The sequence below is a fragment of the Halorubrum aethiopicum genome, from assembly GCF_001542905.1.
In the GTDB taxonomy this organism is placed as follows: Archaea; Halobacteriota; Halobacteria; order Halobacteriales; family Haloferacaceae; genus Halorubrum; species Halorubrum aethiopicum.
This window is the reverse complement of record NZ_LOAJ01000001.1, coordinates 1,506,336-1,524,823: the sequence shown is the minus strand read 5'-3', so window position 1 is coordinate 1,524,823 and position 18,488 is coordinate 1,506,336. Positions and strand designations below refer to the sequence as shown.

Annotated in this window: 21 protein-coding genes and 1 tRNA gene; 11 read left to right on the top strand and 11 right to left on the bottom strand. The window is 68.6% G+C overall.

Going from position 1 to position 18,488, the window contains the following annotated elements; genetic code table 11:
• The first annotated feature begins 37 nt into the window (after positions 1 to 37).
• Genes btuC through AXA68_RS07280 form a run of 3 tightly spaced genes read left to right on the top strand, consistent with a single transcriptional unit; the run spans position 38 to position 3,548 of the window.
• Complete coding sequence (btuC, locus tag AXA68_RS07290) at positions 38 to 1,180, top strand: vitamin B12 ABC transporter permease BtuC (protein WP_066414694.1); 1,143 nt, start codon at positions 38 to 40, stop codon at positions 1,178 to 1,180.
• Positions 1,177 to 2,502 (top strand): ATP-binding cassette domain-containing protein, encoded by a 1,326-nt coding sequence (locus tag AXA68_RS07285; protein ID WP_066414692.1) that lies wholly within the window; start codon positions 1,177 to 1,179, stop codon positions 2,500 to 2,502. Before btuC ends, AXA68_RS07285 begins: the two co-directional genes overlap by 4 nt.
• Before the next feature lie 56 nt (positions 2,503 to 2,558).
• The gene (locus AXA68_RS07280) at positions 2,559 to 3,548 is read left to right on the top strand and encodes a class I SAM-dependent methyltransferase (protein WP_066414690.1); all 990 of its coding nucleotides are present in this window, start codon (positions 2,559 to 2,561) and stop codon (positions 3,546 to 3,548) included.
• A gap of 21 nt (positions 3,549 to 3,569) precedes the next feature.
• Here AXA68_RS07280 and AXA68_RS07275 read toward each other — a convergent pair whose 3' ends face one another.
• Positions 3,570 to 3,983, bottom strand: coding sequence for an EamA family transporter (locus tag AXA68_RS07275; RefSeq protein ID WP_066414688.1), 414 nt, complete (start codon positions 3,981 to 3,983; stop codon positions 3,570 to 3,572).
• Between the two features lie 724 nt (positions 3,984 to 4,707).
• Between AXA68_RS07275 and AXA68_RS07270 the strand changes: the two genes are divergently transcribed.
• Positions 4,708 to 4,780 (top strand) — tRNA-Thr (locus AXA68_RS07270).
• A 595-nt stretch (positions 4,781 to 5,375) separates the two neighbouring features.
• On the opposite strand, the gene AXA68_RS07265 is transcribed toward AXA68_RS07270, so the two are convergent.
• On the bottom strand, positions 5,376 to 5,549 hold the full coding sequence (locus AXA68_RS07265; RefSeq protein ID WP_066414686.1) for a DUF5786 family protein: 174 nt from the start codon (positions 5,547 to 5,549) through the stop codon (positions 5,376 to 5,378).
• Positions 5,550 to 5,769: 220 nt separating this feature from the next.
• On the opposite strand from AXA68_RS07265, the gene AXA68_RS07260 reads away from it, so the two are divergent.
• Positions 5,770 to 7,017, top strand: a complete 1,248-nt coding sequence (locus AXA68_RS07260) for a polymer-forming cytoskeletal protein (protein WP_066414684.1) — start codon at positions 5,770 to 5,772, stop codon at positions 7,015 to 7,017.
• A gap of 61 nt (positions 7,018 to 7,078) precedes the next feature.
• On the opposite strand, the gene AXA68_RS07255 is transcribed toward AXA68_RS07260, so the two are convergent.
• The 9 genes from AXA68_RS07255 to AXA68_RS07225 all read right to left on the bottom strand — a co-directional run bounded on the left by AXA68_RS07255 (position 7,079) and on the right by AXA68_RS07225 (position 14,804).
• A complete protein-coding gene (locus AXA68_RS07255; RefSeq protein WP_066414682.1) occupies positions 7,079 to 7,576 on the bottom strand; it encodes a universal stress protein in 498 nt (165 codons plus the stop codon).
• A gap of 65 nt (positions 7,577 to 7,641) precedes the next feature.
• A complete protein-coding gene (locus tag AXA68_RS07250) occupies positions 7,642 to 8,403 on the bottom strand; it encodes a ribonuclease H-like domain-containing protein (RefSeq protein ID WP_066414680.1) in 762 nt (253 codons plus the stop codon).
• A 177-nt stretch (positions 8,404 to 8,580) separates the two neighbouring features.
• Positions 8,581 to 9,558, bottom strand: a complete 978-nt coding sequence (locus tag AXA68_RS15935; RefSeq protein WP_157884791.1) for a LamG-like jellyroll fold domain-containing protein — start codon at positions 9,556 to 9,558, stop codon at positions 8,581 to 8,583.
• A 326-nt stretch (positions 9,559 to 9,884) separates the two neighbouring features.
• Entirely contained in the window at positions 9,885 to 10,271 is a 387-nt protein-coding gene (locus AXA68_RS15930) for a DUF4260 domain-containing protein (protein WP_080505175.1), read from the bottom strand.
• 178 nt (positions 10,272 to 10,449) lie between these two features.
• Complete coding sequence (locus AXA68_RS07245) at positions 10,450 to 11,652, bottom strand: thiamine pyrophosphate-dependent enzyme (protein WP_066414678.1); 1,203 nt, start codon at positions 11,650 to 11,652, stop codon at positions 10,450 to 10,452.
• 22 nt (positions 11,653 to 11,674) lie between these two features.
• On the bottom strand, positions 11,675 to 12,154 hold the full coding sequence (locus tag AXA68_RS07240; protein ID WP_066414676.1) for a hypothetical protein: 480 nt from the start codon (positions 12,152 to 12,154) through the stop codon (positions 11,675 to 11,677).
• A 64-nt stretch (positions 12,155 to 12,218) separates the two neighbouring features.
• The gene (locus tag AXA68_RS07235) at positions 12,219 to 13,259 is read right to left on the bottom strand and encodes an NAD(P)-dependent alcohol dehydrogenase (RefSeq protein ID WP_066414673.1); all 1,041 of its coding nucleotides are present in this window, start codon (positions 13,257 to 13,259) and stop codon (positions 12,219 to 12,221) included.
• 96 nt (positions 13,260 to 13,355) lie between these two features.
• A complete protein-coding gene (locus AXA68_RS07230; RefSeq protein WP_066414671.1) occupies positions 13,356 to 14,057 on the bottom strand; it encodes a J domain-containing protein in 702 nt (233 codons plus the stop codon).
• Between the two features lie 489 nt (positions 14,058 to 14,546).
• Positions 14,547 to 14,804 (bottom strand): MTH865 family protein, encoded by a 258-nt coding sequence (locus AXA68_RS07225; RefSeq protein WP_066414670.1) that lies wholly within the window; start codon positions 14,802 to 14,804, stop codon positions 14,547 to 14,549.
• A 132-nt stretch (positions 14,805 to 14,936) separates the two neighbouring features.
• Between AXA68_RS07225 and AXA68_RS07220 the strand changes: the two genes are divergently transcribed.
• The 6 genes from AXA68_RS07220 to AXA68_RS07195 all read left to right on the top strand — a co-directional run bounded on the left by AXA68_RS07220 (position 14,937) and on the right by AXA68_RS07195 (position 18,448).
• The gene (locus AXA68_RS07220; RefSeq protein WP_066414663.1) at positions 14,937 to 16,001 is read left to right on the top strand and encodes a M42 family metallopeptidase; all 1,065 of its coding nucleotides are present in this window, start codon (positions 14,937 to 14,939) and stop codon (positions 15,999 to 16,001) included.
• A gap of 100 nt (positions 16,002 to 16,101) precedes the next feature.
• Complete coding sequence (locus AXA68_RS07215; RefSeq protein ID WP_066414660.1) at positions 16,102 to 16,383, top strand: 50S ribosomal protein L44e; 282 nt, start codon at positions 16,102 to 16,104, stop codon at positions 16,381 to 16,383.
• Between the two features lie 2 nt (positions 16,384 to 16,385).
• Positions 16,386 to 16,559 (top strand): 30S ribosomal protein S27e, encoded by a 174-nt coding sequence (locus tag AXA68_RS07210; RefSeq protein WP_066414656.1) that lies wholly within the window; start codon positions 16,386 to 16,388, stop codon positions 16,557 to 16,559.
• Between the two features lie 17 nt (positions 16,560 to 16,576).
• Complete coding sequence (locus AXA68_RS07205; protein ID WP_066414654.1) at positions 16,577 to 17,377, top strand: translation initiation factor IF-2 subunit alpha; 801 nt, start codon at positions 16,577 to 16,579, stop codon at positions 17,375 to 17,377.
• A 36-nt stretch (positions 17,378 to 17,413) separates the two neighbouring features.
• A complete protein-coding gene (locus AXA68_RS07200) occupies positions 17,414 to 17,596 on the top strand; it encodes an RNA-protein complex protein Nop10 (RefSeq protein ID WP_066414649.1) in 183 nt (60 codons plus the stop codon).
• A 96-nt stretch (positions 17,597 to 17,692) separates the two neighbouring features.
• Positions 17,693 to 18,448, top strand: coding sequence for a proteasome assembly chaperone family protein (locus tag AXA68_RS07195; RefSeq protein WP_066414647.1), 756 nt, complete (start codon positions 17,693 to 17,695; stop codon positions 18,446 to 18,448).
• Positions 18,449 to 18,488: the final 40 nt, after the last annotated feature.

The following is an 18,488-nucleotide window of genomic DNA, read 5'->3' as shown; positions in this document are numbered from 1 at the left end:
TAAGTATTTACCTACTACAAGTTTTGTTGCCTATCGAATGCGAGTCCGGCGTCGGGCCGTCGCGTGGTCGACCGCGCTAGCGGCCGCGCTGGCGGCCGTCGTCGTCGTCAGCGCCGGGATCGGTCCCGTCTCCATCCCGCCCGCGGAGGTGGCGAAGATCGTGTTGAACGCGGCGGTCGTGCCCGCGGGCGTGGAGTTCGGGACGGCGGGCGCGGGTCCGCTCGCGCTCCCCGGCGTGGAGTTCGCCTACCGGTCGCCGTTCGCCTTCCCCGTCGACGACGTCCACCGCCGGATCGTGTTGCTCGTCAGGCTCCCGCGGATCCTCCTCGCGGCGCTCGTCGGATTCTCGCTCGCGGCCGCGGGCACCGTGATGCAGGGGTTCTTCCGGAACCCGATGGCCGACCCCTCGATCATCGGCGTCTCCTCGGGCGCGGCCGTCGGCGCGGTCGCGTTCATCGTCTTCCCGACCGCGCTGTCGACGACGCTGACGCTCCCGCTTCTCGGCGCGGTCGACGTGGGCGTCTCCTACGGGACCGGCGTGAGCCTGTTCGCGTTCGTCGGCGCGCTGATCGCGGCGTTCGGCGTCTACGCCATCGCGACGCGACACGGCCGGACGCCGGTCGCGACGCTGCTCCTGGCGGGGGTCGCCGTCCAGACGTTCCTCGGCGCGGTCATCTCGTACCTCCAGTTACAGGCCGGCGAGTCGCTCCGCCGGATCGTCGCGTGGCTGATGGGCCACCTCTCGGGGGCCGCCTGGAGCGAGGTCGGCGTCACCATGCTCGTCGTCCCGCCGCTTTTCACGGTGCTTCTCGTGTACGCCCGGGACCTCAACGTCCTCCTGCTCGGCGAGGAGGAGGCGCACGGGCTCGGGATCGACGTCGAGCGAACGAAGCGGATCCTGCTCGCGGCGAGCGCGCTGATCACGGCCGCGGGCGTCGCGTTCGCGGGGATAATCGGATTCGTCGGCCTGATCGTCCCGCACATGCTCCGGCTCGTCGTCGGCCCCGACCACCGAATACTGCTCCCGACCGCCGCGCTCTCCGGCGGGACCTTCCTCGTCGCCGCCGACACGGCCGCCCGCTCCGGCTCCGCGGAGCTCCCGGTCGGCGTCGTCACCGCCGCCGTCGGCGCGCCCTTCTTCGTCTACCTGCTCATGAACCGCGAGGTGCACGAGCTGTGAGCGGGGACGCCGCTCCCGCGGTCGACGCCGACGACGCCGCCCCCGGTCGCTCCCCCGCCGACGTCGACCCCTCCTCCACCGCCGACCCGCTCGTCGCCGTCCGCGATCTGACCGTCTCCTTCGGCGACCTCGAGGCGGTCTCCGGGGTCGACCTCGTCGTCGAGCCGGGGACGCTCGTCGGTCTCGTCGGCCCGAACGGCGCGGGGAAGACGACGGTGCTCCGGGCGATGACCGGCGCGATCGAGCCCGACGGGGGCACCGTCCGTCTCGACGGCGACCCGACGGCCGACCTGTCCGCCCGCGAGGTCGCCCGGCGCGTGGCGAGCGTTCCACAGGAGACGGGGCTCTCCTTCGACTTCCGGGTTCGTCACGTCGTCGAGATGGGCCGAACCCCGTACCTCGGGCGGTTCGACGGCCACGACGCCGAGGACGCGGCCGCGGTCGACGAGGCGATGGCCGCCGCCGGCGTCGAGCGGTTCGCCGATCGGTCGATAACCGAGGTGTCGGGCGGCGAGCGTCAGCGGGTCCTCCTCGCGCGGGCGCTGGCCCAGGAGACGCCGGCGCTGCTGCTCGACGAGCCGACCGCGAGCCTCGACGTGAACCACGCCGTGGCGACGATGGAGCGCGTCCGCGACATCGCCGACGACGGCCGCGCCGCGATCGCGGCGATCCACGACCTCGACATGGCGGCCCGCTACTGCGACCGGATCGTCGTCATCGCCGGCGGCCGGGTCCGCGCCGACGGCCCGCCGGCGGACGTGCTCGACGCCGCGACGGTCCACGAGGCGTTCGACGCGGAGGCGTTCGTCGGCCGGAACCCGGCGACCGGGACGCCCGCGGTCACGGCCTTCCCGCGGTCGGACGCCGACCCCCGTCGGGTCCACGTCGTCGGCACCGGTCCGGACGCGGCGCGGGTCGTGGCCCGGCTCGCGGCCGCCGGCCACGCGACCACCCTCGGCGTCGTCCCCGAGGGCGACGCCGCCGCCGTGGCCGCCGCAGACGCGGGCGCGAGGGCGGTGACCGTCCCGCCCTTCGCGCCCGTCGACGCCGAGTCGCTGGCGGCGGCGCGCGAACTGGCCGCCGCCGCCGACGTCGCGGTCGTCGTCGGCGGTGACGGGACGGGTCCCGACCGGACGGACGGGGACGACCGCACCGACGGAACCGAGGGGCCGGACGCACGCGGTCGGATCGCGAACGCGGCGGATCGGGTCGTCGAGGTTCCGAGCGACGTCGACGGCGGGGAGCTGCTGGCCGCGGTGGCGACCGAGCCGGCCGCGGGGACCGAGCCGTCCGCGGGGACCGAGCCGCCCGGATCGACGTAGTCGGCTCGCCCCCGCGAAGCGTCACGCTTTATCCGACCGCCCCCCTCCGTCCGGCAATGAGCGTCCCCTGCGTCGCCGTCGAGCGCGAGCGCGGCGAGGCCGTCCGCGCGCGGCTCGCCGACGCCGACCTCCTCGACGGCGACCACGAGATCGCCGTCGACGACGGGACCATCTACGTCCCGGTCACCGATCCGTCGGCGGTCCCCGCCGACCTCGCCGACCGGATCGTCGAGCGCGACGCGGCCGAGCGCGACCGGCCGCGGACGCCCGCGGACCTGCTCGGCTACGAGCCGTCGCTGGAGCGGCTCGGCGACATCGTCATCCTCGACGAGGACGACGACGAGCGCGCCCGCGAGATCGCCGACGCCGTGATGGCCTCCGACCTCCCGTGTGCGACCGTGCTCAACCGCGCGTCGCCGATCGCTGGGGAGCTGCGCGTCCGCGAGTGGGACGTGCTCGCCGGAAACGGCACGGAGACGGTCCACCGCGAGTACGGCCACGAGTTCGCCCTCGACGTCGCCGCGGTGTACTTCTCCCCGCGGCTCGCGACCGAGCGCCACCGCGTGGTCGAGCAGGTCGACCCGGACGAGCGGGTCGTCGACATGTTCGCGGGCGTCGGCCCGTACGCGGTCCCGATGGCCGCCCGCGGCGCCGAGGTCGTCGCCTGCGACCTCAACGAGACGGCGATCGCGTACCTCGAGGAGAACGCCGCGCGCAACGGGGTGGAAGACCGGGTGACCGCGATCGCGGGCGACGTGCGCGAGACGACCGGGTCGTACGCGGGGGCGGCCGACCGGCTCGTGATGAACCTGCCGCACTCCGCTGACGAGTTCCTCGAGACCGCGGTGGCGCTCGCGGGCGACGACTGCGTGGTCCACTACTACGACATCCAACACGAGGACGACCCGTTCGGCCCCGGCGAGCGGGCGATCCGCGCGGCCGCGGGCGACGCCTACGACGTCGCCGTGGAGACCGAGCGCGTCGTCCGGTCGTACGCCCCCCACGAGTACAACGTCTGTCTCGACGTCCGACTGACCCGCGTGTGAACGCGGTCCGTGTGACCGCCGTCAGTAGGCGATCAGCGCGACCGCGACGACGGCCGCCGCGATCCCCGCCAGGTCGCTGATCGCGGGGGTGTTGCCGAAGAGGAGGAAGCCGAGCGCCGCGGCGACGACGAAGTACATCGCCGTGATCGTCGTCGCGATTCCCGCGGAGCCGACCTGGAGCGCCGCGTAGTAGGCGACCGCCCCGACGCCGGAGGCGACGCCGGCGAGCCCCGCGAACCAGAGCGCGGTCGGGTCGTTTCCGAGGAACGCCGTCCCGCGATACCAGGCATAGACGACGGCGACGCCGATGGCCACCGAGTAGGAGACGATCATCGCGACCTCCGGCGGCATCGATCGGGTCGCCACGTCGGCGAACAGGGCCCAGAACCCCCACGCGATCGCGCCAATCAGGGCGAGGAGGACGACCTGGTTCATCGACGCGGGTTACCCCTCGAACCGTCGTGATCGGGTCCCGTTCGTGGGCGGTACGCGGTCGTCGCCGGCGCGGTCGGCGGTGTGCGTGACATACGTCGACTGAAACCGGCGGCGTGAAAAACGGCCGCGATCCGGTCCGGGAACGGAGTGTGCGCGATCGCCGAACCGGGTCGGATCCGCGTGGAGAACGCCGTCCGTCCCGAGCGACGGTCGGGGCGGACGGCCATGGCCCGTCACATGACAAGAGTCCGCGGTCGTGGACCGTCGGGGCCAGAGGCGACCTCGCGCTTGGCACGTCGAAGACGTGGATCACACGTCGACCGCGGTCGTTGCTGACAGCCGATGACCGGTCGCCGGCGACTCCTGGGGACGTAGCCGGTGGCGCGCAGCGCCACGCTGCCGGCGCGGTCGTCGCCGCCCGATACGGGCTCCGATCGGGCAGACACCGTCGAGGGACCGAACCTCGCCGCCTTCGGGGCGGCCGATGTCTTTCGGCGTCAGTTCGGAACACGACCACGTATTTATGCTTTTTCCTTATACAGATACCAAGATATGAGATACTACGAAACGATCCGGTAGTGATATACTCGATACCTGTACGAATCAAAAACAAAGGATCGGCGTCTTCCGAGGCCAGTCGGAGTCGATTCGAGCGATCGGCGGGCGCGCCGGCGGACCCGTTTCGGAACCCTTATTTTCGTCATCGGCGCATGGACGAATGCGCGCCGGAGTAGCTCAGCTGGCAGAGCGATTCCTTCGTAAGGAATAGGTCGAGGGTTCAAATCCCTCCTCCGGCTTTCCTGCCGAACGTAGTGAGGCTGAAAGCCGAGAGAGGGATCTGAATCAGCGGGGAGCTTCGCTCCGATCGTGGTCCGCGATCTCCTCGTCCGGCTCCTCTACTTCACTTCTCCCGGAAGGGAGCACGAACGACCGGTAGCGGTGCTCAGACGTTATTTTGACCCTGCCGAAATGCGCTCAAGTTGAGTGATTCCGACTCGGTTCGGTCAGTATAGGCGATACAACGAGCGATTGCGGTGGCGCGCCGGTGAGCGCCCGAGAGGGCGCGAACCGTCCGCGAGGGACGCTGCGAGCGCGTGGAACGCGCGAGCAGCGAGGCTGGGGAGGCGTGAGGTGCGGGGTGGGGTGGGACTCAAAGGGGCAGTCGGCTCCGGGAAGACGGCCGACGTAAGGACCGCAGGAGCGAACACTGTGAGCGACGAGGACCGCAGCGAGGCCCTCGACCGGAGCCGGCTGGGGCTTTGGAGATGGTCTTCGTGATCGTGATCACCGCGCCAGCAACGACACCGTTCTCATCACCGCAATCTCTACTGAAACACCCGTACTACAAGCAGACCTACGGAACGGGTACGCCGTCCGTTCCGAGCCGAACCGCTACTCCTCGTCTTTCATCGCGCCGAGTCGGTCGAGGAGCTCGTCCGTGTCGGCGTCGCCCTCGACGGAGACGTCGCCGTCGTGGTCGTGCTCGTGGACGTTCACGGCCCCGTCCTCGTCGGTCTCGACCTCCTGTCCCCCCTGCTCGCTCTCGTCGTACGATCCGAATCCCATACCCGAGGGTCCGGGCCCGGAGTGAAAAGCCCGGTGACCGCGGGTCGCCTCGCGAGCGATCCGCACGCGCGGAAGCGTCGGTCGGCATCATCGTTGCCGTCGCCGTCATCGTTGCCGTCGCCGTCATCGTTGCCGTCGCCGTCACCGTTCGCCGGATCGCCGTCCGACGCCCGTCGGACGGCCCCTATCGTTTATGTCTCCCGAGGGAGTTCCCACGGGTGTGTCACTGAGGGGGAGCGGTCCGATAGACGAGCTCTCGGTCCCGTCGGGGACCACCGTCGAGGAGCACGACGTGGTGGTCGACGGCGACGTGCTCGTGGGCGGGCAGTCGACCGTCGAGTTCGGGATCCGCGGCCGCAACGTCGCGATCGGCGAGCGCGTCGACGTCGGCGACGACATCGAGGCGGACGGCGACTGCCGGCTCGACACCTGGTGTTCCGTCGACGGGAACGTCCTCGTCGGCGAGGACGCCTACCTCGGCGAGCGGGTGACGGTCACCGGCCGGCTCATGGTCTCCGGCGACCTCGACATCGGCGACGACGTGGAGATCGAGGAGGGGTTCGAGGCCAACGGCTGGATCGTCATCCGGAACCCGGTCCCCACGCTCGTCTTCTACTTCATCGTGCTCTCCCAGCTGTTGCGGGTCGGCGAGACCGACGCGGCAGACGAGCTGGCCGAGGCGCTCGCCGACGGCGACGACGTGCGCGACCCGCTCCTCGTCCCCCGCGGAGCCGAGGTCTCGGACGACGCCTGGCGCGTGTCCACGCCCGCGACCGTCGGCGACGACTGCCGGCTCCACGGCAACCTCCGGGCGGAGTCGATCGCGGTCGGCGAGCGCAACGAGGTGTTCGGTTCGCTGCGCGCCCGCGAGGACGTCGCCGTCGGGGCCGCCTCGACGATCCACGGCGACGTGACCACCCGCGGCGGGACGGTCACGATCGAGGCGGACGCCCACGTCCGCGGCGACGTCTCCGCCGGCGACCTCGTGATCCACGACGGCGCGGAGATCGACGGCTCGCTGCGCGCCCGCGGCGAGATGAAACTCGTTCAGTCGGTCGAGGAGGAGAAGGAGGACGACGGCGACGAGCCGGATACCGAGTCGGAACCGGGCGTCGAGCAGGAACCCGATACCGGGACGGGCGAGGATACGGGTCCGGAGACTGACGAGGAGGGAATCGATCCGGAGGAGTCGGCAGAGTCTGAAGAATCAGAGGAATCCGAGGAGTCGAAGAAATCGAGAGAGTCGGAGAAACCGATGGAGACGGACGAACCGGAGGAGGCGGAGCCGACCGTCGCGACGGCCGACGGATCCGGGGCCGACGGAGCCGGGACCAACGAGGATCGCGAGGACGCGACCTCGGGATCGCTACACACGACGCTTGAGGAGACGGAGTCGGTCGAGGAAGGGGAGTCTCTCGAGCCGCGTACTCCAGCCGACGAAGACGACGAGGGGACGGACCGAGAGTAGCGGCTCCGGAACGGGCGTCCCCGGAGCGACGAGCCGAGCGAGGGCGGGACGAGCGGGGGAGTCACCCGCTCTCGTTGCCGCGGATCGTCAACACCGGTCGATCCGCCATCCGAACGACCTTCTCCGTGACGCTCCCGAGGAGATATCGTTCGATGCCGGTGCGGCCGTGTGTTCCCATCACGATGGCGTCGACGTCGTGCTCGTCGGCGTACCGCAGGATCTCCGAATACGGACTTCCCGCTTCGACCTCGGTCACCGTCTCGACGTCGCCGAGCGCCGCGGCCCACTCCTCGACGACCGCCTCCGCTTCCTCCATGAGTGCGTCGTCGACGTCGGACATCTCCATCCCCTCGTAGCCGGTCTCGGCGCTCCGTCCGCTCATCGACGAGAACTCGTCGGAGACGAACCCGCCGCTCCTCCCGAGTCCGCCGTGAGGCGTGTCGACCACGTGGAGAACGTGGACGGTCGCGCCGAACGACGACGCCAGGTCCTGGACGTGTTCCGCCGCTGCTTCCGACCCGGTGCTCCCGTCCGTCGGGTACAGGATGTCCCGGTACATGGACCCGTTCGCCCTTCTCGGTGACAACTGAAAAACACGTCGGCGGTGATGGCCCGCTCCGCCGCTCACTCCCCGATCGCCGGCTCGAACACGTCGCGGTGGAGCGAGTCACAGACCGCGTCGGCGAGGACCCGGAGGTTCTCCGTGTCCTCGCGGTTGTACGAGACGAGCGTCTCGAGGGCGTCGTCGTCACCGCGCTCGTACTCGCGCCAGAGCCGGACCGCGTCCCGCCCCGACAGGTCCGGGCGGTCGCGCTCGATGCCGATCTGCTTCTCGATGGGCTTCAATCCGCCGGAGAGCCCGATCCGCTTCGCCGGATACATGAGGTCGAGGTGCGGGGTGTCGACGTCGATCCCGAAGGAGGTCTCGAGGAACGGCACATCGAACCGCGCCCCGTTGAACGTCGCCAGGAGGTCGGCCTCGCGAAACCGCTCGCGGATCCGGTCGGCGGTGAGGTCCCGGCCCGCAACCAGGGTCGTCGTCTCCCCGCCCTGATGGAAGCTGACGGTCGTGACCCGGTCGCGGTGCTCGTCGAGGCCGGTGGTCTCGATGTCGAAGAAGCAGGTCCGCTCACGGAAGTCCTCGTAGAGCCGCCAGCGCTCGCCGCTCGGGAACCGTCGGTCGAAGTAGGCGGCGTCGCCGTCGTCGAGGTGCGCGCGCGCCTCCGCGATGAACGACTCGATCCGGTCGGCCGTGGTGGAGCCGACGCCGGCGACGTCGACGGCGGGGTCGAACTCGTCCCAGGTCCGGACGCCCCGCTCCCAGAGCCGGCGCTCCGTCGTCTCGCCGACTCCCTCCACAGGGATGAAGCTGTTCTCGATGCGCATGTCCGCTACCGGGAGACGGGCGGGCAAAAACCCCGCGGGAGGCTCCGTCGAGATCCACGCCGGTCGATGGTTCGTCACATCGGTGATCGCTCAGTGTAGTGGACGCAGTGATTGACGGCCTCGACAGTCTATCAGGAACTCATCAAAATTGCCGTACAAGATCGGGAAAGGGGCCGATCAGTTCGTGTTGGTGTATATCTGAGAGATCTCTTCAGCTGTGAGGCCGGTACCATACATACGTAGGTCGGAGATAGCGCCGTTCATCAAATTGGCCCACTCTTCGGGATTTCCACCATACCAGCTCCCGATTGTGATATCTGGCCAGAAGTCCGAGGCAGCATTATTGTAGCCCTGCATTGAATCGTCGGCAAAGACTCGCTCGTCATCGACGTAAATTCGAACATATTTGGTAGAATTGAACACGACCGAAATTTGGTGCCACTCCTGTACGGATAGTGGGATCTGTACATCGTCAGGCATGCTATACCCCCGAGATGGTGTATCACTATACGGCCTGACGCCGAAACGTAAATTGACGCTTGAATCTCCTGATTCTCCCTTCGCTGTGATATTGTAGCCCGTATCGTTTCTCAAGATACTGTGACGCGGTGTTCCCGTGCCCTCGAACGGTTGAGAACCGGTTGGCTCCGCAAAATATACTTGCATCGTGATGCTGGCTGGTCCATCATTTCGGTCAAGAAGAGACAGTTCAGGCTCATTACCGCCGCGGGCGACTCGCAGTCCATCGTCGCCGTCGAATCTGACCGCAGTCCGATCAGCCACAGTTTCGATTTGAGGGTTTCCAATCGGAGCCGACGCGTCATTGTCCCCCGCTGTATCATTGACATTCTGACTAAACGGCCACCAACTGATCAAATCTTCTCCGGCTACCGGCGTTTCTGCCTGCGTTTCTGTCTCCGTTTCTGTCTCCGTTTCTGCCTGCGTTTCTGTCTCCGTTTCTGTCGATCCCTCCCCTTTCACCTGTTCTTCCCGCTGTATCTCTGGGTCACGCGGTGCATAGTCTTCACTGTCAATTACACCGTCTCCGTCCGTATCCTGAATATCATTACCTAAGATACCATTACAGCCTGCGAGTCCGCTTACGAGTGCTGCCCCACCTAACTGGAGTACACGCCTCCGTTTGGTGTCATCCATACGTCCACAAGATAATAACTGTCCTAAAAATCCGGGTTTTATCTGACGTACTAGAGGGTGCCATAGAGCGGTTAGCACACCGAAATAGAGGTGGTATCGAATTCTCGAGGGGGTCCTCATAGTGAGAAGCAATATCATGATGTCCTCCCCACGGCTAGGCCCTTCGATCTGAAGCGTATCGTCTGGTATACGCTCTTTTACACCAACGACCCCATACTCAGAACCGTGATTACGGATTTCAGGGGACTCACATATCGATCTACTCACGAGATCTACCACTAATTGCTAAGAATACTGGGCGAGATACAGAGCGTTCAACCAGCAGATCATTCGTCAGACGTTGTGAGGGCTTCAATTGGGGCTGGTTGGGTAGTGAGGTGCGTATTCTTGAATCCGGATTCGAACTTGAGGCCATAACCAAATAGCCGATCCGCTCCAATATGTCCGATCCAAATCAGAGCGACGAGTAACGCCAGTTGAACGTCAACCCAGAATCCAAAGCCTCCGAGTGTAAGCGGTAGTGTGTACGTATGGACGATGTTATAGCTTAGACTTCCAAGCTTCGGGCCTACAAGATAGCCGAGCATGGATAGATCAGGGGCCAGCGCCAGCACAACCAGCAGCCAGATCGGACCATCAAGCGTGAAATAGCCTCCCAACGCGAGCCCCACCGCAGCCAACCCCTCGATGCGTAAGAACGTTCGTGGTTCCATACTCTAGCGCCTCGCATGGCGACGTGAAAAATATCGTCGCCACGTGCTGCCTACGCGCTCTGTATCTCGCAGCGCTATCAGAACGTCTCTTTGAATTTTCAGAACGTATCACTGACAATATGTAAATGAAGTCTTCTGATCGTTTCGATATTTACTCCGCCTAATAAACCATCCACGCTCACTCGCCCGCGTCGAACGCCTCCTCGCCGTGTTCCTCGATCGCCGCGAGCAGCTCGTCGCGCTGCCGGCGGAGCTCGAGCGGGAGGTCGGCGTAGGCGTGATCGAACATCGCGGCCGGGTCGGGCTCGACCGCCTCGGCGGCGTCGATCGCCTCCGCGACGAGGTCGTCGGCGCGGTCGCGGGCCGCCGCGACGCCCTCGTCGTCGATCCGCCCCGTCTCCCGGAGGAACGTCTCCATGCGGTCGATCGGGTCGATCGCCCGCCAGGGGTCGACCGCGTCGTCGTCGCGGTAGGCGGTGGGGTCGTCGGCGGTGGTGTGCGCGCCGTAGCGGTACTCGACGAACTCGATCAGGACCGGACGGGCCGGAGATCCGGACCCCGCCGCGTCGGATCCCGAGTCGTCCGCGTCGGATCCCGAACCGGCTTCACGGGCGCGCTCGGCGGCCTCGCGCGTGACGGCGTAGCTCGCGAGCGGGTCCATCCCGTCGACGCGGACGCCTTCGAAGCCGTAGGCGGTCGCCTTCGCCGCGAGCGTCGCGGTCGCGGTCTGGCGCTCCCGTGGAACCGAGATCGCCCAGCCGTTGTTGTGACAACAGAACAGGGTCGGCGTGTCGAAGACGCCCGCGAAGTTGAGCGCCTCGTGGAAGTCGCCCTCGCTCGTCGCGCCGTCGCCGAAGTGACACGCCACCACCCGGTCCTCGTCGCGGAGGTCGAACGCCCACGCCGCCCCCACCGCGTGCGGGAGGTGCGCCGCGATCCCGATGTTGAGCGGGAAGACGTTCCCCTCGGCGATCGCCGCCGTCCCGGACTCGTGGCCCATCCAGTACGGGAGGTACTCGGCGAGCAGGTCGCGGACGACGACCGCGCCGTGCTCGCGGTACTGGTAGCTGATCAGGTCGCGGTCCTCGAGCGCGTGGGTCGACCCCACGGCGGACCCCTCCTGGCCGGCACACGGCGCGTACGTCCCCATCCGACCCTGTCGCTGGAGGCTGACGGCGCGCTCGTCGAACCGGCGGGTGACCACCATGTCGCGGTAGATCGCCCGGAACCGATCGTCGGAGAGGTCCGGCACGGTCGCGTCCGGGAGCGGTCGCCCGTCCGGGTCGAGCACGCGGTGGACGTCCTCGTCGGCGAGCGGATCCGCGGGGGCGGCGGCGGCATCGACGGAGGCGTCGTCGCTGGCGTCGTCGCTCTCGTCCATGCCCGACAGGTGTGTTCCGTGATCACAAGGAGTTAGCGGTCGCGGCGGATCCCGGCCGGCTCGCGCTCCGCCGGCGGACGTACGCGATCGGGAGGCCGACGAGGGTCCCCGCGAGCGCCGCCGTCCCGAGCACGAGTCCGACCAGCAGCGGTACGGGCCCGGCCGTGAGCATCTCGAGGCTCCAGACGGAGACGAACCGAACCGTCCACGCCGCTCCGGTTGCGAGGGCGGTGAGCAGCCCGAACGCGGCCCCGGCCGGATACGTGTAGGCACCGCGTCGTTCGACGAGCGCCCACCAGATCCCCGCGCCGGCGACGAACGCCGGGCTCGCGAGGATCGCCATCGACACCCTCGGCGGCAGTCCGATCACCTCGGCGAAGACCCCGAGCATGCCGGAGAGGAGGGCCGCCGTCAGCGTGGCACAGCCGAACGCGTAGACGCCGGCGAGAAGCGACCATCGCTGCGACGACGAGAGTCGAGAGGCGGACGGGACGACGTCCATACGCGAACGTCCCGGACGCGTCGGATAGCTCTTTTCGTGGGTGAAACCCCGGCTTGAGCCTTCCTCAGGGCGTGATCACGGCGCGGCCGTCGATCTCGCCGTGTTCGAGCTTCTCCGCGACGGTGTTGACCTCGCCGAGGTCGTACCGGCTCGTGTGGAGGTCGACGTCGCCCTGCTCGACGAGCGCGACCAGCTCCTGGAGCTCCGCGTACCGACCAACGATGTTGCCGACGAAGGAGAACTCGCCGTTCACCAGCGCCTGTGCCGGCTCGTGGACGTGCCCGCCGTAGCCGATGACGTGGTGGTCGCCGCCGGCGGCGGTGACGTCGGGCGCGTACGCCGTGGTGACGTCCTCGCCGACGAAGTCGAGCACCTGCGCCGCGCCCGTCCCGTCGGTGATCCCGTCGACCTCCGCGCGCACGTCCTCCTCGGCCGGGTTGACCAGGTGATCCGCGCCGTACCGGTCCGCCAACTCGAGCGCGGACGCCTTCACGTCGACCGCGGTGATCCGGGCGGCGCTCATCGCGTCGAGACACTGGAGGCCGATGTGGCCCAGTCCGCCGATGCCGATCACGACCGCGTGGTCGCCGGGGTTCAACTCGGCGACCGCCTTCTTCGCGGCGTGGTACGCCGTGATCCCGGCGTCGGCGTGCGGCGCGATGTCGACCGGACTGACACCGTCGGGCAGCGGGATGACCGAGCGCTCGCTCGTGTGGAGGTAGTCGGCGAAGCCGCCGTCCGTGGTCAGCCCGTTGAACGCGTCGTTCTCGCAGTACATCGTCTCGCCGAGCCGGCAGGGCCGGCAGGTGCCGCACGTCTGGACCGGGTGGCAGATCACGGGGTCGCCCGGCTCGACGAGCTCGACGTCCTCGCCCGTCTCGACGACGGTGCCGGCGTTCTCGTGGCCGAGGGTGAGGGGAAGTTCCTGCGGGACGTACTCCGTCCACATCCCCTCGATGATGTGGTTGTCGGTCTGACACCATCCCGCCCCCTCGACCTCGACTATCACGTCGCTCGCGCCGGTCGCCGCCGGGCGGTCGACCTCGTCGATCGAGAGCCCCTCCGTCATGTCGTCGGTGTACTCGTGGAGTCTGGCTGCGCGCATGCGTGGTACGAGTTGGCGTGTCTACTGACATAAACGTTCGTTCGTGAGGGATCGTCGAACGCGGCAGAGCGGCCAACAGGCGGTCGTGCGAGCGTCTCAGCGCCCGAACCCGTACCCGCCCCGACGACCCTCCCGGCCGGATCGACCGGACCGGTCGGCCGGACCGGACCGCTCGGGTGCGGACGCGCCCCCGTCGGCGTGGTCGCTGGCGGTCGCGTACGCCTCCTGGACCCGGCGGAACGCCTCCTCGTCGCCGCCGCGGTCCGGGTGCGTCTCCTTGACGCGCTCGCGGTAGGCGCGTTTCACCGCGTCGGCGTCGGCGTCGGTCGGGAGACCGAGCTCGGCGTACGCGTCCGCGACGCGGCCGTCCCGCCGGGACCGATCGGGGTCGGAGCCCCAGTCGGGCTCGGTCACGTCGAACGGGAGCCGGCGGCCGAGCCCGCGGCCGGGCATCTCGTGTTCGCACAACACGGCGTGGACGTTCTCGCCCTCGAGCCGGAAGTAGTCGTGCGCGTCGAAGGTCACGGCGACCCCGCGGGCCGGGAGGTAGAAGGGGACGACGACGCCGGCGACCGCGTGGTCCTCGAGGAAGCGCTCACCGATCGCCGCCAGGTACGCGCGGATCTCGCCGCGACGGCGCGCGTCGCCGTTCGGCGTCCCCTCGACGGACGACGCCTTCTCCGGGAACAGCCGGTGCCCGAGGTAGAAGACGATCGCGACGACGACGCTCGCTGCGACGCCGAGGGCGACCCCCCAGAACACCCACGGCGGGACGACGCCGGTAGCGGCCACGGTCACGGCCGAGTTAACGGCCGCGTGCCTATCAACCTCTCGCCGGCGGAGAGCGTGGATCCGCCCCCGATCGGCTTCGGGGTCCCGGCGGCGATGCCGGAGAGGACCGTCGATCGGCGGAGCGGTCGGCGCGCCTGCGAGCGCCCGGGAGGGCGCGAGCAGCCCGCGAGGCTGGGGAGGCGTGAGGTGCGGGGCTGTGCGGGGTGGGACTCAAAGGGGCAGCCGCGAGGCGGGCACAGGCGACGTAAGCACCGGAGTGAGGGAGCGACAGCGACCGAGCGAGGAGCGCAGCCAGCGTGTGCCCGCCTCGCGGCTGGGGCTTTGGAGATGTTCTCTGCGGTCGTGTTCACCGCGCCGGCAACGATCTCCCCCCGAACGGCGATCGTTCGCTCGGGACGATCGGACGTTTTCCCGACTTCCCGGGCGAAAAGCGGATCTCAACGGACGTGAGGGATCGACCCGCCCGGCGCGTTCCGACCCGATCCGGCGCCCGCCTCAGATCAGGTCCTTCGACTCGAGCGCCTCGAGGACGTCGTCGACGAGCTCCTCGGGCGTGTCGTACGGGAAGTCCTGGGCGCTGCCGAGCTTGGCGGCGAGTTCCATCGCCGTGAAGCTCACGTCGCCCGCCTCGAACTTCGTCGCCGGGCCGTTCGGCAGCGCGGGGACGAGGTCCATCTGGTTCTGTACGGGGAAGTCGGCACCGCCGAACGCGTCCATGAACTGTTCGCGGAGTTCCGCTTTGACGTCGGTCATGCCCCCACCTCTCCGGAGGGGCCGCAAAAGCGTTGTGGAACCACGATACACGAATTTATCGTTTATACAGGCGCGGGGCGTACCGACGCCGAATCCTACAGTACTTTGAGCGTGCGGCCGACAGCTCATCCCATGTCAACCGCGTTCGACGACGAGGAGGGCCTGCTGTACGAACTGACCGAGGCCCGAGGGGTTCCGGGGTACGAGGACCGCGTCCGCGAGATCGTTCGCCGCGAGCTCGCCGACTCGGTCGACCGCGTCCGCACGGACGCGATGGGGAACGTCGTCGGGACGATCGAGGGCGACGCGGACCCCGACTACTCGGTCGCGGTGGCGGCCCACATGGACGAGATCGGGTTCATGGTCCGGCACGTCGACGACGACGGGTTCGTCCGGGTCGACGCGCTCGGCGGGTTCGACCCGCGCGTGCTTCGGGCCCAGCGCGTGACCGTCCACGGCGAGGAGGACCTCACGGGCGTCATCGGATCGGTCCCGCCCCACACGCTCACCGACGAGCAGCGGGAGGCGGACGACGAGGTGTCGGACGTCTTCATCGACCTCGGCCGCGACGCCGACGCGGTCGCGGACCTGGTGAGCGTCGGCGACCTCGTCACGCTCGACCAGACGACGACGCGGATGGGCGACTGCGTCACCGGGAAGGCGCTCGACGACCGCGTCTGCCTGTTCGCGGCCCTCGAGGCCGTGAGGCGGATCGCGGAGCCGGACGTCACGATCCACGTCGCCGCGACGGTCCAGGAGGAGGTCGGACTCCGCGGCGCGCACGCCCTCGGCGTCGACGTCGACCCCGATCTGGCGATCGCCCTCGACGTCACCGTCGCCAACGACGTCCCGCAGATCGGCGAGGCGGCCGACGCGGTGACGAGCCTCGGCGAGGGCGCGGCGATCAAGCTCAAGGACTCCTCCGTGATCACGAGCCCGAAGGTCCACCGGCGGCTGACCGAGGTCGCGGAGTCGAACGACATCGACCACCAACACGAGGTGTTGCCGGCGGGCGGCACCGACACCGCCGGCTTCCAGACGCCGGGCGGCGCGAAGCCGGTCGGCGCGATCTCGATCCCCACCCGGTACCTCCACACGGTGACGGAGACCGCGAACCTCGGCGACGTCGCGGCGGCGACCGATCTGTTGACGGCCTTCCTCGAGTCGGAGACGGGCGACCACGACTACACGCTGTAGGGCGCACCGCGAGGCGGGACGAGGCCTCGCGCCCGCGGTCAACGACAGACCAAACCCGTTTTAAGCGTCGGCGTCGAACCGGCTTCCAAGGTAGATATCCATGGAAATGCCACGCCGCTTCAATACGTACTGCCCTCACTGTGACTCCCATCAGGAGCACGAGGTCGAGAAGGTCCGATCGGGCCGTGCGACCGGCATGAAACGCGACGCGCGACAGCGACGCCGCGCGCTCGCGACGATCGGCAACGCCGGCGGGTACTCGAAGGTGCCCGGTGGGGACAAACCCACCAAGAAGACCCACCTGAAGTACCGCTGTAGCGACTGCGGGAAGGCCCACATGCGCGAGGGATGGCGCGCGGGCCGACTCACCTTCCAGGAGTGAGCATGGCGGGAAGCTTCCACCGCGTGCGCTGTGGGGACTGTGAGAACGAACAAGTCGTCTTCGGCAAGGCGTCCTCGGTCGTCTCGTGTGCCGTCTGCGGCACCACGCTCGCGACCCCGACCGGCGGGGAGGCCGAGCTTGCCGGCGACGTCGTGGAAACCGTTGAGGCGCGGTAACCGCCTCGCCCCCTATCATGAAGTACAGCGGCTGGCCCGAACCCGGTGAGCTCGTCGTCGGCGAGATCGACGAGATCGCCGACTTCGGCGTCTTCGTCGACCTCGACCAGTACGAGGACAAACGCGGCCTGTGTCACATCAGCGAGGTCGCCTCCGGCTGGATCAAGAACGTCCGCGACCACGTCCGCGAGGGACAGACGGTCGTCGCGAAGGTGCTGGAGGTCGATCAGTCCTCCAACCAGATCGACCTGTCGATCAAGGACGTCAACGAACACCAGCGCAAGGAGACGATACAGGACTGGAAGAACGAGCGCAAGGCCGACAACTGGATGCTGATCGCGCTCGGCGAGGACGTCGACGACGACCGGTACACCTCGGTCGCCAACGCCCTCCTCCGCGAGTACGACTCGCTGTACGACGCCTTCGAGGCGTCGGCCATCCGCGGGCTCGAGGCGCTCGAGGACGCCGATCTCGACGACGACGCGGCGGAATCGATCGTCGACGCGGCCCGCGAGAACGTCTCGGTCCCGTACGTCGACGTCACGGGCTACGTCGACCTCGAGTCGGCCGCCGCCGACGGCGTCGACGACGTCAAGGCCGCCCTGGAGGCGGCCGAGGGGAACGGCGAGATCCCCGACGGCGTCGAGCTCGACGTGGGCTACGTCGGCTCGCCCGAGTACCGGATCAAGGTCCGCGCGCCCGACTACAAGACGGCCGAGGACGAGCTCGAGGCCGCCGCGGAGCGCGCCCGCGAGGCGATCGAGTCCGCCGGCGGCGTCGGGTCGTTCCACCGCGAGCGGCGCGAGGACGACGAGTAACCCGCGCCGCAGTCTCCTGTACCCTCTCTCAGACCCGTGCGCTCCGACATCCGCGTCTGTTCCGACCCGGAAGCCATCCACGACCGGCCGGTGTACACGCTCGGCGACCGCTGCCCGGAGTGCGGCGCTCCCGCCGAGAACGGCGCGCCCGCCCCGTTCGACCCGACGGACCGGTACGGCGAGTACCGCCGGCGGGCGCGCTCGGACCGGCCGGAGTGAACCGGGACTCGTGAGCGCCCGACCGCCCCGACGTGTTCTTGGGCCGTGACGCCCGAATAGCCATCCTCTTGTGACCGCCGCCCGCACGGACACCGTATGGACGACATCGAGATCGACGAGGTGGCGACGCCGGAGCTCGACGACCCGGTGCTGATCGAGGGGCTGCCGGGCGTCGGCCACGTCGGAAAGCTCGCGGCCGAACACCTCCTCGAGGAGTTCGACGGGGAGCTGGTCCGCCGCGTGTACGCCACGGAATTCCCGCCGCAGGTGAGCGTCGACGGCGAGGACGGGGTCGCCGAACTCACCTGCGCGGAGTTTCACGCCGTCGAGACCGACGGCGCCGACCTGCTCGTGTTGACCGGCGACCACCAGGCGGGATCGAACGCGGGCCACTACCGGCTCACCTCGACGTTCCTCGACGTCGCCGAGTCGTTCGGCACGGAGCGCGCGTTCGCGCTCGGCGGCGTCCCGACGGGCGAGCTCGTCGAGGAGTACACGGTTCTCGGCGCGGTCTCCGAGTCGGCGCTCGCGGACGACCTCCGCGAGGCGGACGTCGAGTTCCGGCCGGACGAGCCGGCGGGCGGGATCGTCGGCGTCTCCGGGCTCGTGCTCGGACTCGGCGGCCGCCGCGGGCTCGAGGCGGCCTGCCTGATGGGCGAGACGAGCGGCTACCTCGTCGACCCGAAGAGCGCGCGGGCGGTGCTCGAGGTCCTCGAGAGCCTGCTCGAGTTCGAGCTCGGCTACGACTCCCTCGAGGACCGCGCCGAGGAGATGGAGGAGGTCGTCGGCAAGATCCGCGAGATGCAGGACGGCCCGGCGGTCCCCGACGACGACCTGCGGTACATCGGGTAGCTCGCCTCGGCGTTTTCTCCCCCTAGTCCCCGCTTCCGGC

Bases quoted from the DNA above. Each gene is read 5' to 3' on its own strand.
- btuC (WP_066414694.1), top strand. From the start codon at position 38: ATGCGAGTCCGGCGTCGGGCCGTCGCGTGGTCGACCGCGCTAGCGGCC.
- AXA68_RS07280 (WP_066414690.1), top strand. From the start codon at position 2,559: ATGAGCGTCCCCTGCGTCGCCGTCGAGCGCGAGCGCGGCGAGGCCGTC.
- AXA68_RS07275 (WP_066414688.1), bottom strand. From the start codon at position 3,983: ATGAACCAGGTCGTCCTCCTCGCCCTGATTGGCGCGATCGCGTGGGGG.
- AXA68_RS07265 (WP_066414686.1), bottom strand. From the start codon at position 5,549: ATGGGATTCGGATCGTACGACGAGAGCGAGCAGGGGGGACAGGAGGTC.
- AXA68_RS07255 (WP_066414682.1), bottom strand. From the start codon at position 7,576: ATGTACCGGGACATCCTGTACCCGACGGACGGGAGCACCGGGTCGGAA.
- AXA68_RS07250 (WP_066414680.1), bottom strand. From the start codon at position 8,403: ATGCGCATCGAGAACAGCTTCATCCCTGTGGAGGGAGTCGGCGAGACG.
- AXA68_RS15935 (WP_157884791.1), bottom strand. From the start codon at position 9,558: ATGGATGACACCAAACGGAGGCGTGTACTCCAGTTAGGTGGGGCAGCA.
- AXA68_RS15930 (WP_080505175.1), bottom strand. From the start codon at position 10,271: ATGGAACCACGAACGTTCTTACGCATCGAGGGGTTGGCTGCGGTGGGG.
- AXA68_RS07245 (WP_066414678.1), bottom strand. From the start codon at position 11,652: ATGGACGAGAGCGACGACGCCAGCGACGACGCCTCCGTCGATGCCGCC.
- AXA68_RS07240 (WP_066414676.1), bottom strand. From the start codon at position 12,154: ATGGACGTCGTCCCGTCCGCCTCTCGACTCTCGTCGTCGCAGCGATGG.
- AXA68_RS07235 (WP_066414673.1), bottom strand. From the start codon at position 13,259: ATGCGCGCAGCCAGACTCCACGAGTACACCGACGACATGACGGAGGGG.
- AXA68_RS07225 (WP_066414670.1), bottom strand. From the start codon at position 14,804: ATGACCGACGTCAAAGCGGAACTCCGCGAACAGTTCATGGACGCGTTC.
- AXA68_RS07220 (WP_066414663.1), top strand. From the start codon at position 14,937: ATGTCAACCGCGTTCGACGACGAGGAGGGCCTGCTGTACGAACTGACC.
- AXA68_RS07215 (WP_066414660.1), top strand. From the start codon at position 16,102: ATGGAAATGCCACGCCGCTTCAATACGTACTGCCCTCACTGTGACTCC.
- AXA68_RS07210 (WP_066414656.1), top strand. From the start codon at position 16,386: ATGGCGGGAAGCTTCCACCGCGTGCGCTGTGGGGACTGTGAGAACGAA.
- AXA68_RS07205 (WP_066414654.1), top strand. From the start codon at position 16,577: ATGAAGTACAGCGGCTGGCCCGAACCCGGTGAGCTCGTCGTCGGCGAG.
- AXA68_RS07195 (WP_066414647.1), top strand. From the start codon at position 17,693: ATGGACGACATCGAGATCGACGAGGTGGCGACGCCGGAGCTCGACGAC.